This is a genomic window from Tsuneonella litorea (assembly GCF_025154015.1).
In the GTDB taxonomy this organism is placed as follows: Bacteria; Pseudomonadota; Alphaproteobacteria; order Sphingomonadales; family Sphingomonadaceae; genus Tsuneonella; species Tsuneonella litorea.
In genome coordinates this window covers 256,115-270,683 of sequence record NZ_JAOAMV010000001.1, presented here as the reverse complement: position 1 = coordinate 270,683, position 14,569 = coordinate 256,115, and the positions used below count along the sequence as shown (strand labels likewise).

The window sequence follows — 14,569 nt, the reverse complement described above, 5'->3', positions numbered from 1 at the left end:
ACAGCGGCGCTGATGGAACACGAGGCCGCCACCCACTTCCTGCGCGACGGGGTGATCATGCTCGGCTTCGCGCTGGGCTTCGTGCTGCTGTTCCGGCGGCTGGGGCTGGGGGCGACGCTGGGCTACCTGGTCGCCGGCGCGGTGATCGGCCCGCAGGTCCTCGCGCTGACGGGCGAGGCCGAAGGCAAGATCGCGATCGCCGAACTCGGCATCGTGCTTCTGCTGTTCGTCGTCGGGCTCGAGCTTGCGCCGCAGCGACTGTGGCGCATGAAGAAGGAAATCCTCGGGCTGGGGTTTGCCCAGGTCATGCTGTGCGGCCTCGCGCTCACTGGCGCAATCGGGCTGCTGACAGGGTTCAGCTGGCCCGCGGCGATCGCCCTTGGCCTGCCGCTGGCGCTGTCCTCGACCGCCCAGGTCCTGCCGATGCTCCAATCGGCCGGACGGCTGCGGACGCCGTTCGGCGAGCGCGCGTTCTCGATCCTGCTGTTCCAGGACCTGTCGATCATCCCGATGATCACGGTGGTCGCCGCGCTGTCGCGCAACCCGGCGGACCAGGGTGGACCGCCCGGCTGGCAACTCGCCGCGACGACCGTGGCAGCGATCGTCGGGCTGCTGCTGGCGGGCCGGTTTCTGATCCGTCCGCTGTTTCGCCTGATCGGCCGGTTCGGCGAGCGCGAGATGTTCATCGTCGCCGCGCTGTTCACCGTGATGGCGAGCGCCGCGACGATGGAGTTGCTCGGCCTCTCGACCGCGCTCGGCGCATTCATCGCGGGCGTGATGCTGGCCGACACGCCCTATCGCCACGAGCTCGAGACCGACGTCGAGCCGTTCCGCTCGATCCTGCTCGGCCTGTTCTTCCTCGCCGTGGGCATGATGCTCGACCTTCAGGCGATCGCCGAGCGGCCGGTGTTCGTGCTCGTCGCGGCGATCGGGCTGATCGCCATCAAGGCGGCGGTGATCGGCGGCATCGGCATGGTCATGGGCATGGGCTGGCGCGGTTCGCTCGCGCTCGGGTTGCTCCTGAGCCAGGGCGGCGAATTCGGCTTCGTGATGTTCGCCCAGGCCCAGCAGGGAATGCTGATCGAGCCAGAGGCCGCCAGCCTGTTCGGCGCGGTGGTCACGCTGTCGATGGCGTCCACACCGTTCCTGATGATGCTGACCGCGCCGTTGCGCCGCGCGCCCGAAAGCAGCGAGCGGCGCGAGGGACCGCGGTCGGACGGCGCGGCGGCGCTTGTCGTCGGCTACGGCCGTTTCGGGCAGACCGTGGCGCAGATCATGATCGCCAGCGACATTTCGGTGACGCTGATCGATACCGATACCGACATGATCGACGTCGCCGGCGAGTTCGGCAGCAAGGTCTATTTCGGCGACGGCACGCGGATCGACCTGCTGCGCCAGGCGGGCGCGGCCGAAGCAGCGGTGATCTGCTTCTGCATGGACGGTCAGCAGGTGAACAAGGAACTGCTCGACGCCGTGCAGGAGGCGTTTCCCAGCGCGAAAGTGTTCGTTCGGGCCTACGATCGGCGGACGCTGATCGATCTGCGCGATGCGCCGCACGATTACGCCATACGCGAGGTCATGGAGTCGGCGGTGGCGATGGGCCGCAGTGCGCTCGAGGCGCTGGGCGATTCCCAGCAGGACATCGACGAGGCGGAGGATCACTACCGCAAGACCGACGCCGAACGGCTCGACGTCCAGCGCGAGGCGGGCGACTACCGCGCTGCTCGCGAGATGGTCATCCGCCAGGGCGAGCGGCCAAAGCGCGCGGGAAGCTGAATGCAAAAAGGGCGGCCCGCGCTTGCAGGCCGCCCTTCCCATGTCTCTCGAAGAGACGAGGCTCGTAAGCGCGAAGCTTACTTGAGCTCGACGGTGCCGCCGGCTTCCTCGATCTTCTTCTTGATCTCTTCGGCTTCCGCCTTGTTGACGCCTTCCTTGACGGCCTTGGGCGCGCCTTCGACGAGCGCCTTGGCTTCGGTCAGGCCGAGGCCGGTGATGGCGCGGACTTCCTTGATCACCTGGATCTTCTTGCCACCGTCGCCGGTGAGAATGACGTCGAATTCGTCCTTCTCTTCAGCGGCAGGGGCGTCGCCACCGGCACCGCCGGCAGGGGCGGCAACGGCGACCGCAGCGGCGGCGCTCACGCCCCACTCTTCTTCCAGCGCCTTGGCAAGCTCAGCGGCTTCCAGGACGGTCAGCTTCGACAGTTCTTCAACAAGCTTGGCGATATCGGCCATGATGTTTCACTCCAAATTCGGGCCGGGACAGGTGTCCCGAGAAAAGTTGCTTCAGGGAAAAACCGCTTACGCAGCGTCCTTGGCGCCATAGGCACCGAAGACGCGGGCAAGCTTGCTGGCGGGCGCGTTGACGAGCTGGACGACCTTGGTCGCCGGCGCGTTGACGAGGCCGATCAGCTTGGCACGCAGCTCGTCGAGGCTGGGCATCGAGGCGAGCGCCTTGACCCCTTCCGCGTCGAGCACCTGGCTGCCCATCGATCCGCCGACGATCTCGAGCTTGTCGTTCGTCTTGGCGAAATCCACCGCGGCCTTGGCCGCCGCCACCGGGTCGGTCGACCAGGCGAGGCCCGTCGGACCGTTGAGGAAATCCTCGAGGCCCGTGTAGACGGTGTCGTTGAGTGCCAGCTTGGCCAGACGGTTCTTCGCCACCTTGTAGGTCGCACCAGCGTCGCGCATCTTCGCGCGCAGGTCGGTGGACTGGGCCACCGACATGCCGAGGTTGCGGGTGACAACCACCACGCCGACCTCGTTGAAGACTTCGCTCAGCTCGGCGACCGCGTCGGCTTTCTGCGAACGATCCATGCCTTGCTCCTTCACTAGTGGCCGCGGGAAACCCGCGACCGGCTCACGTAGCCACGAACGCGCCGAAACACGCCGTGGGCGAGTCCATCGATGGGGAAGGAGCGGTGCGAACACCGTGATAGGCCGCAGCGCAGGGCTAGGGCCGGAAAATCTCGTTTCCCCGTCTAGGCTGGAAATTAAGGTCGGGCAGATCCCGGCCACCAACTGTCTCGGACGGACGACCGGACGGCACGGAGCCACCGGTCGGGGCGGGCCTCTAGAGAAAACGGCCGCGAAGTCAACAGACGACTTCGCGGCGCGCAAGGAGGACAGGAGGGCAGGCCGGAGCCGGCTTCAAGCCGATTCCGCCTCGCCCGGGCGATAGGCGATCAGGTCGCCGGGCTGACATTCCAGTTCGCGGCAGATCGCGCCGAGCGTCGAGAAGCGTATCGCCCTGGCCTTGCCGGTCTTGAGGATCGACAGGTTAGCAAGGGTCAGCCCCACGCGTTCGGCCAGTTCGGTCAGCGTCATGCGGCGCGCATGCAGCAGGTCGTCGAGCATGATCACGATCCCGGTGGCTTCCTCGGCGGGCATCAGACGGTTCCCTCCAGATCCGCGCGCAGGGCAGCGCCGTGACGAAACACCCGGGCCAGGATGAAGAGGACGACCACCAGCAGGATGCCATCGACGTCGAGGCCGCCGTCCACCGAAAGGTGCAGGTTTTCCGCCTCGTCCGCGTAGGAAACCAGCTGCAGGCCGAGCCAGACCGCCGGCAGGGTGACCAGTTGGACGCCCAGGATCAGCCAGCCCATCTGCGCCAGCCTGGTCGCATTGGCGGGCTGGAAAGGATCACCTTCACCCACGGTGGCGATGATCCGGCGAAGATCGCGGAAGAACAGGAACAGCATTGCCACGATCGCAAGGCCGATCGCCATGACCCCGGCCAGCGCCCAGAAGGGAAAGCCTGCAGGCAAGTCGTCGAGGCCGAGCGAGGTGGCGAGCGGCGAGCCCGCCAGCAAAGCAACGGGAATGCCGGCAAGAAGCGCGGCCGCGCCGACCGCAAGGCCGATTTGGGCGATCACGCAGATCACCTTTCCGGCAAGGAGGAGCGGGTCGGTCCCGCGACCCGAGTGTGCAGTATCGGCCATCGGATCAGGCCAGCTGCGCGGCAGCGATCGGCGCGGGCGACCCCGGAACGACGACGGTCTGCTGGAAGGTGACGACCGTCAGAACGACGGCGGCGACGATGGCCATGAGGTTGGAAGCGGTGCGGGTCATTTCTCGATCTCCAATATGCTTGATGCCGATTATCGATAAACAATTGCCGGCATATCGTCAATCGATAAATATCGAAAAACGATAAGATACTGAAGCGACGAAGATAATTTCAGCGAAAAATGCCCGCTGCGTGCGAGAAGGGCGGGTCGGCGGGTTTGACTCGCCCGATTCGCGCACCTATATGCGCCGCCGACCGCTCGCTTCGAGCACGGTCCGGCGATGCGCGGCGACGGACCCAGGATGGAAGCGGCGTTTCCATAATCGCGACGCAGGAACCGTAGCGGGGCCCCGGAAAGGGTGTGCCCATCGCTGCGGCCTTTTTGCGTCTCGCGGTTTCTCGCCCGCGCACGAGATTTCGAAGGCACCGCCGCTTTTCCCGCGGCGACAAGACAGAGGCAATACCCCTCCTATGGCGACCAAGGCAAAGGCACCGGCGACCAGCCGCGGCAAGCAGACCGGCACCGCGAAGAAGCGCATCCGCCGCATCTTCGGCGACATCCACGAAGTCGTGCAGATGCCCAACCTGATCGAGGTCCAGCGCGAGAGCTACGAGCAGTTCCTGCGCTCGGACAAGAACACCGGCTACGTGTCCGGTCTCGAGAAGACCCTGCGCAGCGTGTTCCCGATCCGCGATTTTGCCGGCACCGCCGAGCTCGATTTCGTCCATTACGAACTGGAAGACCCCAAGTACGACACCACCGAGTGCCGTCAGCGCGGGATCACCTACGCCGCCCCGATGAAGGTCACCCTGCGCCTGATCGTGTTCGAGGTCGACCAGGAGACCGAGACCCGCTCCGTGCTCGATATCAAGGAGCAGGACGTCTACATGGGCGACATGCCGCTCATGACCGAGAACGGCACCTTCATCATCAACGGCACCGAGCGCGTGATCGTATCTCAGATGCACCGCTCGCCGGGCGTGCTGTTCGACCACGACCGCGGCAAGACCCACTCCTCGGGCAAGCTGCTGTTCGCCGCGCGGGTCATCCCCTACCGCGGCTCGTGGCTCGACTTCGAGTTCGACGCCAAGGACATCGTCAACGTCCGCATCGACCGCAAGCGCAAGCTGCCGGTGACCGCGCTGCTCTATGCGCTCGGTCTCGATAGCGAGGAAATCCTCCACCACTTCTACGACACCATCGTGTGGGAGCGGGTCAGCGGCAAGCAGGGCGACGGGTGGAAGATTCCGTTCACTCCCGAGGCGTGGCGCGGCCAGAAGCCGGCCTTCGCGCTGGTCGATGCCGCAACCGGCGAGGAAGTGTTCCCGGCCGGGCAGAAGATCAGCCCGCGCGCCGCGAACAAGGCGGCCAAGGACGGGCTCGAGGCGCTGCTGATCCCGACCGAGGAGATCTTCGGCCGCTTCGCCGCGAACGATCTCATCGACGAGAAGACCGGCCGCATCTGGATCGAGGCGGGCGACGAAGTCAGCCCCGAGAACCTCGAGGCGCTCGACAAGGCCGGCGTCGACCGGCTGACCCTGCTCGACATCGACGACGTCAACACCGGTCCGTGGATCCGCAACACGCTCAAGGTCGACAAGGCCGAGAACCGCGAGGAAGGCCTCGAGGCGATCTACAAGGTCATGCGCCCGGGCGAGCCGCCGACCAAGGAAACCGCCGAGGCGCTGTTCGAGGGCCTGTTCTTCGACAGTGAGCGGTACGACCTGTCGGCCGTTGGCCGCGTCAAGCTCAACATGCGGCTCGGCCTCGATGCCGAGGACACCGTGACCACGCTGCGCAAGGAAGACATCCTCGCGGTGGTCAAGGAGCTCGTCGGCCTGAAGGACGGCAAGGGCGAAGTCGACGATATCGACAACCTCGGCAACCGCCGCGTGCGCTCGGTCGGCGAGCTGCTCGAGAACCAGTACCGCGTCGGGTTGCTGCGCATGGAGCGCGCGGTCAAGGAGCGGATGAGCTCGGTCGACGTGTCGACCGTGATGCCGAACGACCTGATCAACGCCAAGCCCGCCGTGGCCGCGGTGCGCGAGTTCTTCGGTTCCTCGCAGCTCTCGCAGTTCATGGACCAGACCAACCCGCTGTCGGAAGTGACGCACAAGCGCCGCGTTTCGGCATTGGGGCCGGGCGGCCTCACCCGCGAACGTGCCGGGTTCGAGGTGCGCGACGTGCACCCGACGCATTACGGCCGCATCTGTCCGATCGAGACGCCCGAAGGTCCGAACATCGGCCTGATCAACTCGCTGTCGACCTTTGCGCGCGTCAACAAGTACGGCTTCATCGAGACGCCGTACCGGCTCGTGAAGGACGGCAAGGTATCGGGCGAGGTGGTTTACCTCTCGGCGATGGAAGAGCAGAAGCACGCGGTCGCGCAGGCTTCGGCCGAGACCGACGCCGAGGGCCGCTTCGTCGAGGATCTCGTCTCGGCCCGCCAGGGCGGCGAGTTCGTGATGCTGCCCAACGACCAGATCACGCTGATGGACGTTTCGCCCAAGCAGCTCGTCTCGGTCGCCGCCTCGCTGATCCCGTTCCTCGAGAACGACGACGCGAACCGCGCGCTGATGGGTTCGAACATGCAGCGCCAGGCGGTGCCGCTGGTTCGCGCCGAGGCGCCGTTCGTCGGCACCGGCATGGAAGAGACCGTGGCGCGCGACAGCGGCGCGGCGATCACCGCCAGCCGCGGCGGCGTGGTCGACCAGGTCGACGCGACCCGGATCGTCATCCGCGCGGTCGGCGACGTCGAACCCGGCCAGTCCGGCGTCGACATCTACCGGCTGCAGAAGTTCGAGCGGTCGAACCAGTCGACCTGCATCAACCAGCGCCCGCTGGTGAAGGTGGGCGAGACGGTCGAGGCCGGCGACATCATCGCCGACGGCCCGTCGACCGAGTTCGGCGAGCTGGCGCTGGGGCGCAACAGCCTCGTCGCGTTCATGCCGTGGAACGGCTACAACTACGAGGACTCGATCCTGATCTCGGAACGCATCGTCAAGGACGACGTGTTCACCTCGATCCACATCGAGGAATTCGAGGTCATGGCCCGCGACACCAAGCTCGGGCCCGAGGACATCACCCGCGACATCCCGAACGTCGGCGAGGAGGCACTGCGCAACCTCGACGAGGCGGGCATCGTCTACATCGGCGCCGAAGTGCACCCGGGTGACATCCTCGTCGGCAAGATCACGCCGAAGGGCGAAAGCCCGATGACGCCGGAGGAAAAGCTCCTCCGCGCGATCTTCGGCGAAAAGGCCAGCGACGTGCGCGACACCTCGCTCCGCCTGCCGCCGGGCGTGACCGGGACGATCGTCGACGTGCGCGTGTTCAACCGCCACGGCATCGAGATCGACGACCGTACCCGCGCGATCCAGAACCAGGAGATCGAGGCCCTCCGCAAGGACAGCCAGGACGAGCGGGCGATCCTCAACCGCGCGACCTACAACCGCCTGAAGGAGATGCTCGTCGGGCAGGTGGCCTCGGCGACCCCCAAGGGCGTCAAGAAGGGCGAGACGATCACCGAGGACCTGCTCGAGGGCGTCGAGCGCCACGAATGGTTCAAGTTCGCCGTCGCCGACGACCAGCGCCAGTCGCAGATCGAGGCGATCAAGGGCCAGTACGACGAGGCCGTGAAGGGCATCGACGAGAAGTTCGAGGACCGTAAGGAAAAGCTCGAGCGCGGCGACGAGCTCGCCCCGGGCGTGCTCAAGATGGTCAAGGTCTTCGTCGCGGTGAAGCGCAAGCTGCAGCCGGGCGACAAGATGGCCGGCCGCCACGGCAACAAGGGCGTCATCAGCCGCATCCTGCCGGCCGAGGACATGCCGTTCATGGAAGACGGCACCCCGGTCGACATCGTGCTGAACCCGCTCGGCGTGCCGAGCCGCATGAACGTCGGGCAGATCTTCGAAACGCACCTTGGCCTCGCGGCCCGCGGCCTCGGCCAGCAGGTCACCGCCGCGCTCGAGGAATGGCGCGAGGCGAACCCCGATCCCAAGGCGGCCGCGGCCCCCTCGGCGGTCGTGGAAAAGCTCAAGGAGGTCTACGGCGAGCAGTACCACGCCGACATCGACAGCCGTTCGGCCGAGGACATCGTCGAGATGGCCGGCACGCTCAAGGACGGCGTTCCGTTCGGCACCCCGGTGTTCGACGGCGCGCGCGAGGCCGACGTGTCGGCGATGCTGGAAAAGGCGGGCCTGCCCACCTCGGGCCAGGTCACGCTCTACGACGGGCGCACCGGCGACGCGTTCGACCGGCAGGTGACCGTTGGCTACATCTACATGCTGAAGCTCCACCACCTCGTCGACGACAAGATCCACGCGCGCTCGATCGGGCCGTACAGCCTCGTCACCCAGCAGCCGCTGGGCGGCAAGGCGCAGTTCGGCGGCCAGCGCTTCGGCGAGATGGAGGTCTGGGCGCTCCAGGCCTACGGCGCCGCCTACACGCTGCAAGAAATGCTCACCGTGAAGTCGGACGACGTGGTCGGCCGGCAGAAGGTCTACGAGGCGATCGTCAAGGGCGACGACACCTTCGAGGCCGGCATCCCGGAGAGCTTCAACGTGCTCGTCAAGGAAATGCGCAGCCTCGGGCTCAACGTCGAACTCTCCTCGCTCGGCGAGGACGAGGACGACGACGGCCTGCAGATCGCGGCGGAATAGGGGAGCGGCTCCGGCCTTCCCCAACCCGCCCCGAAGAAATCACCCGTAAGGGATTAAAGTCATGAACGAACTGACCAAATTCACCAACCAGCTCGCCAAGCCCGAGACGTTCGACCAGATTCAGATCGGCATCGCCTCGCCCGAGCGCATCCGCAGCTGGTCGTTCGGCGAGATCAAGAAGCCGGAAACGATCAACTACCGCACGTTCAAGCCCGAGCGTGACGGCCTGTTCTGTGCGCGCATCTTCGGTCCGGTGAAGGACTACGAGTGCCTGTGCGGCAAGTACAAGCGCATGAAGTACAAGGGCGTCGTCTGCGAGAAGTGCGGCGTCGAGGTGACGGTGACCAAGGTCCGCCGCGAGCGCATGGGCCACATTGAACTCGCTGCGCCGGTCGCGCACATCTGGTTCCTGAAGTCGCTGCCTTCGCGCATCGGCCTGCTGCTCGACATGCAGCTCAAGCAGCTCGAACGCGTCCTGTACTTCGAATCGTACATCGTCACGGAACCGGGCCTGACCCCGCTCGAGAAGTTCCAGCTGCTCACCGAGGACGAACTCCTCGACGCGCAGGACGAGTACGGCGAGGACGCGTTCAGCGCGGGTATCGGCGCCGAAGCGGTCAAGATGATGCTCATGGACCTCGACCTCGAAGGCGAGCGCGACGCGCTGCTGGAAGAGCTCGAAACCACCAAGTCGACGCTCAAGCCCAAGAAGATCATCAAGCGGCTGAAGGTCGTCGAGAGCTTCATCGATTCGGGCAACCGCCCCGAATGGATGATCCTCGAAGTGATCCCGGTCATTCCGCCCGAACTGCGCCCGCTGGTGCCGCTCGACGGCGGCCGGTTCGCGACGTCGGACCTCAACGACCTCTACCGCCGCGTGATCAACCGCAACAACCGCCTGAAGCGGCTGATCGAGCTGCGCGCGCCGGACATCATCGTCCGCAACGAAAAGCGGATGCTGCAGGAAGCGGTCGACGCGCTGTTCGACAACGGCCGCCGCGGCCGCGTGATCACCGGCGCCAACAAGCGCCCGCTGAAGTCATTGAGCGACATGCTCAAGGGCAAGCAGGGCCGCTTCCGCCAGAACCTGCTCGGCAAGCGGGTCGATTACTCGGGCCGCTCGGTCATCGTGACCGGCCCGGAACTCAAGCTGCACCAATGCGGCCTGCCCAAGAAGATGGCGCTCGAGCTGTTCAAGCCGTTCATCTACGCACGCCTCGACGCCAAGGGCCTCTCGATGACGCTCAAGCAGGCCAAGAAGTGGGTCGAGAAGGAGCGCAAGGAAGTCTGGGACATCCTCGATGAAGTCATCCGCGAGCACCCGGTCCTCCTGAACCGCGCGCCCACGCTCCACCGCCTCGGCATCCAGGCGTTCGAGCCGGTCCTCATCGAGGGCAAGGCGATCCAGCTCCACCCGCTGGTCTGCGCCGCGTTCAACGCCGACTTCGACGGCGATCAGATGGCCGTGCACGTCCCGCTGAGCCTCGAGGCGCAGCTGGAAGCGCGCGTGCTGATGATGAGCACCAACAACATCCTCAGCCCCGCCAACGGCAAGCCGATCATCGTTCCCTCGCAGGACATGGTGCTGGGCCTCTACTACCTGTCGATGGACCGCGAGGGCGAACCCGGCGAGGGCATGATGCTGGCCGACATGGCCGAAGTGCACCAGGCGCTGCACGTCGGCGCGGTCACGCTGCACTCGAAGATCATCAGCCGCGTCCCGCAGACGGGCGAGGACGGCAAGGAGTACATGCTCCGCGTCGAGACCACGCCGGGCCGGATGCTGATCGGCGAATGCCTGCCCAAGCGGCACACCGTGCCGTTCGAGGTGATCAACCGGCTCCTCACGAAGAAGGAGATCGGCGACGTCATCGACCAGGTCTACCGCCACACCGGCCAGAAGGACACCGTGCTGTTCGCCGACGCCATCATGGCGCTGGGCTTCCGCCACGCATTCAAGGCCGGCATCTCGTTCGGCAAGGACGACATGATCATCCCCGACAGCAAGGAAGGGATGATCGAGGAGGCCAAGGCCCTCGTCGCCGACTACGAGCAGCAGTACCAGGACGGTCTGATCACCCAGCAGGAAAAGTACAACAAGGTGATCGACGCCTGGAGCCGCACCGGCGACAAGGTGGCCGACGCGATGATGGACGAGATCCGCGCCCGTCCCAAGGACGAGAACGGCCGCGAGGCGCAGATCAACTCGATCTACATGATGAGCCACTCCGGTGCGCGCGGCAGCCCGGCGCAGATGAAGCAGCTTGCCGGGATGCGCGGCCTGATGGCCAAGCCCTCGGGCGAAATCATCGAGACGCCGATCATCTCGAACTTCAAGGAAGGCCTGACCGTCCTTGAATACTTCAACTCGACCCACGGCGCCCGCAAGGGCCTCGCGGACACCGCGCTCAAGACGGCGAACTCGGGTTACCTGACCCGCCGCCTCGTCGACGTGTCGCAGGACTGCGTGATCGTGCAGGACGACTGCGGCACCGACCGCGCGCTCGAAATGCGCGCGATCGTGCAGGGCGGTTCGGTGATCGCCTCGCTCGGCGAGCGCATCCTCGGCCGCACCACGGCGGAAGACCTGGTCAACGCCAAGACCGGCGAAGTCATCGTCAAGGCGGGCACGCTGCTCGACGAGGCGATGGTCAAGGCGATCGAGGAGGCCGAGGTCCAGTCGGCCAAGATCCGCTCGCCGCTGATCTGCGAGGCCGAACAGGGCGTCTGCGGCACCTGCTACGGGCGCGACCTTGCGCGCGGCACGCCGGTGAACATCGGCGAGGCCGTGGGCGTGATCGCGGCGCAGTCGATCGGCGAGCCGGGCACCCAGCTGACGATGCGGACCTTCCACATCGGCGGCGCGGCGCAGCTCAACGAAACCTCGCACCTCGAGGCGATCTCTGACGGCAAGGTCGAATACCGCGACATGCCGACGATCGTCGACAAGCGCGGGCGCATCCTCAGCCTCGCCCGCAACGGCGAGATCGTGGTCATCGACGCCGAGGGCCGCGAGCGCGAACTGCACCGCGTGCCCTACGGCACCGTGCTGATGCACAAGAGCGGCGACAAGGTGAAGATCGGCGAACGTCTCGCTGAATGGGACCCGTTCACGCTGCCGATCATCACCGAGCAGTCGGGTACCGTGCGCTTCCAGGACCTCGTCGACGGCGTGACGATGGAAGAGCGGGTCGACGATGCGACGGGCATCGCCCAGCGCGTGGTCACCGAACTGCGCGCGTCGAGCCGCAAGAAGAAGGACGACCTGCGTCCGCGCCTCACCCTGCTGGGCGAGGAAGGCGGCAAGAAGGGCGAAGAGACCGAGGCCGCGCGCTACATGCTGGCGCCGGGCACCTCGCTCTCGGTCGAGGACGGTCAGCACGTCGAGGCGGGCGACATCCTTGCCCGCGCCTCGCGCGAGGCCGCCAAGACCCGCGACATCACCGGCGGTCTGCCGCGAGTCGCCGAACTGTTCGAGGCGCGCATGCCCAAGGACGTCTCGGTGATCGCCAAGATCTCCGGCCGGGTCGAATTCGTCCGCGAGTACAAGGCGAAGCGCAAGATCGCGATCGTGCCCGAGGAGGGGGATCCGGTGGAATACCTGATCCCGAAGACCAAGGTCATCGACGTGCAGGAAGGCGACTTCGTCAAGAAGGGCGACACGCTGATCTCGGGCAGCCCCAATCCGCACGACATCCTGGAAGTGATGGGGATCGAGGCGCTGGCCGAGTACCTCGTCAACGAGATCCAGGAAGTCTACCGGCTCCAGGGCGTGAAGATCAACGACAAGCACATCGAGGTGATCGTTCGCCAGATGCTGCAGAAGGTCGAGATCACCGATGGCGGCGACACCGTGCTGCTGCCGGGCGAACAGGTCGACCGCGAGGAAATGGACGAGATCAACGCCAAGCTGGGCAAGGGCAAGTCGCCCGCGACCGGCACCCCGGTGCTGCTCGGCATCACCAAGGCCTCGCTCCAGACCCGCTCGTTCATCTCGGCCGCCTCGTTCCAGGAAACCACCCGCGTGCTGACGCAGGCGGCGGTCGAAGGGAAGAAGGACTCGCTGATCGGCCTCAAGGAGAACGTCATCGTCGGCCGGCTCATCCCGGCGGGCACCGGCGCGGGCATGAACCGGATGCGCATCGCGGCGAGCAGCCGCGACGCCGCGCTCCGGGCCGCGTGGAAGAAGGCGCAGGAGCACCTCATCATGGCGAACTCCGCCGAAGAGGAGCACGCGGCCGAGCTCGAGCAGGGCGTCGAAGCGGCGATCGGCGACGATCCGCTGGCGACCATGGAGGGCGAGACCCACGGCACCGATGCCGATGCGGGCGAATACCTCGAGCAGAGCGACGAGCAGCCGGTCGAGGATACTGAAGAGTAAGCCCGGCCGACTAACAGGAACGGCCCCGCCGGAGCGATCCGGCGGGGCTTTTCTTTTGGGCCGCGCGTGCGACACTACCCCAATGCGAACGGCAGCCCCCGTCCTCTTCATCGTCGCGCTGGCCGGCTGCGGCGAAGCCGGAAAGACGGCGCGCGACCCCGATCCGGTGGCCGAGCCGGACCCTGCCCCGCGGCCGACAATGGGCCTGGTGACGACGCTTGCCGGCGAGTGGCGGGTCGCGGGAATCGACGGCGAGCCGTTCGACGAGCCCTACGGGCTTGCGCTCAGCGCAAGCGATGGCGAACTGTGGTGGGAACCGCGCTGCGCCGGGATGGTCCGCAGCTACCGGATCGCAGGGACGACGGTCACGTTCGGCCAGCCAGCGGGGGTCGAACCGCCGCCGCCCGGGGCGCCGCCGCCACCGGTCTGCGCGATCGGCATCCCGTCGAGGCTGCCAGATGTGGCCCGCGCGCTCGATGCCGCGACCAGCGTCACACGCACGCCGGAAAACGGGGTCCTGATATCGGGTGGGGGCCGCAGCGTCCTGCTGTTCGCGCAGTAGTCAGCCGGGTTCGACCGCCGGGACCTCGGCGACGACGGGGTCGTGGCCCCAGTGCCGCAACAGGCGCAGCACGTCGCCCCCGGCCAGCCCCAGCGTTGCGGTATTGCGCAAGGGGTGTACGTTGATCCTCTCCGCCGCGGCCAGTGCGGCGTCTATCACGACGTGCACGCTTTCCGGACCTGCGTTGATCATCGCCAGCGGGGTGACTGACCCGGGAGCAATGCCAAGCAGGCGTTCCATGTCCTCGGCCTTGCCGAAACTCACGCGCTTGCAGCCGATTGCCGCAGGCAGCGCCTTCAGATCTACGCGCGCTTCGGCGGGCACGGTAACGAGCCAGAACGTGCCTTCAGCATCCTTGAGGAACAGGTTCTTTGTGTGCGCCCCGGGGATGTGCCGATCGACCGCGCGGCTTTCTGCGACCGTGAAGACCGCCGCGTGTTCGTGCGCCTCGTACGGGATCGAGAGCGCGGCGAGATCGGCCAGCAGACCAAGCTCGCCGCGCACGGGCCGAATTACGAACCGATCCTGTGGAGCGCGCAGAGCTTGTTGCCGTCCGGATCGCGCAGGTAGGCAAGATACATCCCCGAACCCGGACGCTCGCCCGGCGGATCTTCGATCGCGGTGCCGCCGTTGTCGACCCCGGCCTGGTGCCAGGCGTCGGCCTGCTCGGGGGACATGGCGAGACCGATCGTGCAGCCGTTACCGTGAGTGGCCGGCTCGCCGTCGATCGGTTTGGTGACGAGGAAGACCCCGCCGTTGTGGAGGTACACCAGGCGGCCCTTGGGATCGACGCTCCCCGCGCGACCGCCCATGGCGGTGAACGTAGCGTCGTAGAATTTCTTCGACCGGTCGAGGTCGTTCGATCCGACCATCATGTGACTGTACATTCGGCTCTCCCGCAATTGAGTTGCGACTTGCTACTCGCTGTCCGGAGCGCGGTCAAAGCGCTTTAT

The 14,569-nt window shown here is 66.3% G+C and carries 11 protein-coding genes; 4 read left to right on the top strand and 7 right to left on the bottom strand.

What is annotated here, in order from left to right; genetic code table 11:
- Positions 1 to 12 precede the first annotated feature (12 nt).
- Entirely contained in the window at positions 13 to 1,776 is a 1,764-nt protein-coding gene (locus N0B51_RS01155) for a cation:proton antiporter domain-containing protein (protein WP_259960355.1), read from the top strand.
- Between the two features lie 77 nt (positions 1,777 to 1,853).
- Here the strand turns inward: N0B51_RS01155 and rplL are convergent, their stop codons facing one another.
- The 5 genes from rplL to N0B51_RS01130 all read right to left on the bottom strand — a co-directional run bounded on the left by rplL (position 1,854) and on the right by N0B51_RS01130 (position 4,073).
- Positions 1,854 to 2,234 carry a 50S ribosomal protein L7/L12 gene (rplL, locus tag N0B51_RS01150; protein WP_259960354.1) on the bottom strand — a complete coding sequence of 127 codons (381 nt, stop codon included), beginning with the start codon at positions 2,232 to 2,234 and terminating at the stop codon, positions 1,854 to 1,856.
- A 66-nt stretch (positions 2,235 to 2,300) separates the two neighbouring features.
- Positions 2,301 to 2,816, bottom strand: a complete 516-nt coding sequence (rplJ, locus tag N0B51_RS01145) for a 50S ribosomal protein L10 (protein ID WP_259960353.1) — start codon at positions 2,814 to 2,816, stop codon at positions 2,301 to 2,303.
- A 333-nt stretch (positions 2,817 to 3,149) separates the two neighbouring features.
- Positions 3,150 to 3,389, bottom strand: coding sequence for a helix-turn-helix domain-containing protein (locus N0B51_RS01140; RefSeq protein WP_259960352.1), 240 nt, complete (start codon positions 3,387 to 3,389; stop codon positions 3,150 to 3,152).
- The gene (locus N0B51_RS01135) at positions 3,389 to 3,943 is read right to left on the bottom strand and encodes a DUF2975 domain-containing protein (protein ID WP_259960351.1); all 555 of its coding nucleotides are present in this window, start codon (positions 3,941 to 3,943) and stop codon (positions 3,389 to 3,391) included. The genes N0B51_RS01140 and N0B51_RS01135 overlap by 1 nt, the downstream gene beginning before the upstream one ends.
- Before the next feature lie 4 nt (positions 3,944 to 3,947).
- Positions 3,948 to 4,073, bottom strand: a complete 126-nt coding sequence (locus tag N0B51_RS01130) for a hypothetical protein (RefSeq protein ID WP_259960350.1) — start codon at positions 4,071 to 4,073, stop codon at positions 3,948 to 3,950.
- Between the two features lie 409 nt (positions 4,074 to 4,482).
- On the opposite strand from N0B51_RS01130, the gene rpoB reads away from it, so the two are divergent.
- From rpoB to N0B51_RS01115, 3 genes are all read left to right on the top strand, one after another.
- Positions 4,483 to 8,673, top strand: coding sequence for a DNA-directed RNA polymerase subunit beta (rpoB, locus tag N0B51_RS01125; RefSeq protein WP_259960349.1), 4,191 nt, complete (start codon positions 4,483 to 4,485; stop codon positions 8,671 to 8,673).
- 61 nt (positions 8,674 to 8,734) lie between these two features.
- Positions 8,735 to 13,054, top strand: coding sequence for a DNA-directed RNA polymerase subunit beta' (gene rpoC, locus N0B51_RS01120; RefSeq protein ID WP_259960348.1), 4,320 nt, complete (start codon positions 8,735 to 8,737; stop codon positions 13,052 to 13,054).
- An 82-nt stretch (positions 13,055 to 13,136) separates the two neighbouring features.
- Positions 13,137 to 13,616: a hypothetical protein gene (locus N0B51_RS01115; protein ID WP_259960347.1), complete on the top strand. Its 480-nt coding sequence runs from the start codon at positions 13,137 to 13,139 to the stop codon at positions 13,614 to 13,616.
- On the opposite strand, the gene N0B51_RS01110 is transcribed toward N0B51_RS01115, so the two are convergent.
- On the bottom strand, positions 13,617 to 14,120 hold the full coding sequence (locus tag N0B51_RS01110) for a prolyl-tRNA synthetase associated domain-containing protein (protein WP_259960346.1): 504 nt from the start codon (positions 14,118 to 14,120) through the stop codon (positions 13,617 to 13,619). It lies immediately after the preceding gene.
- 8 nt (positions 14,121 to 14,128) lie between these two features.
- Complete coding sequence (locus N0B51_RS01105; RefSeq protein ID WP_259960345.1) at positions 14,129 to 14,503, bottom strand: VOC family protein; 375 nt, start codon at positions 14,501 to 14,503, stop codon at positions 14,129 to 14,131.
- Positions 14,504 to 14,569: the final 66 nt, after the last annotated feature.

Coding starts and splice junctions, on each gene's coding strand:
- N0B51_RS01115 (WP_259960347.1), top strand. CDS start 13,137: ATGCGAACGGCAGCCCCCGTCCTCTTCATCGTCGCGCTGGCCGGCTGC.
- N0B51_RS01130 (WP_259960350.1), bottom strand. CDS start 4,073: ATGACCCGCACCGCTTCCAACCTCATGGCCATCGTCGCCGCCGTCGTT.
- rplL (WP_259960354.1), bottom strand. CDS start 2,234: ATGGCCGATATCGCCAAGCTTGTTGAAGAACTGTCGAAGCTGACCGTC.
- N0B51_RS01140 (WP_259960352.1), bottom strand. CDS start 3,389: ATGCCCGCCGAGGAAGCCACCGGGATCGTGATCATGCTCGACGACCTG.
- N0B51_RS01155 (WP_259960355.1), top strand. CDS start 13: ATGGAACACGAGGCCGCCACCCACTTCCTGCGCGACGGGGTGATCATG.
- N0B51_RS01135 (WP_259960351.1), bottom strand. CDS start 3,943: ATGGCCGATACTGCACACTCGGGTCGCGGGACCGACCCGCTCCTCCTT.
- rpoB (WP_259960349.1), top strand. CDS start 4,483: ATGGCGACCAAGGCAAAGGCACCGGCGACCAGCCGCGGCAAGCAGACC.
- N0B51_RS01105 (WP_259960345.1), bottom strand. CDS start 14,503: ATGTACAGTCACATGATGGTCGGATCGAACGACCTCGACCGGTCGAAG.
- rpoC (WP_259960348.1), top strand. CDS start 8,735: ATGAACGAACTGACCAAATTCACCAACCAGCTCGCCAAGCCCGAGACG.
- rplJ (WP_259960353.1), bottom strand. CDS start 2,816: ATGGATCGTTCGCAGAAAGCCGACGCGGTCGCCGAGCTGAGCGAAGTC.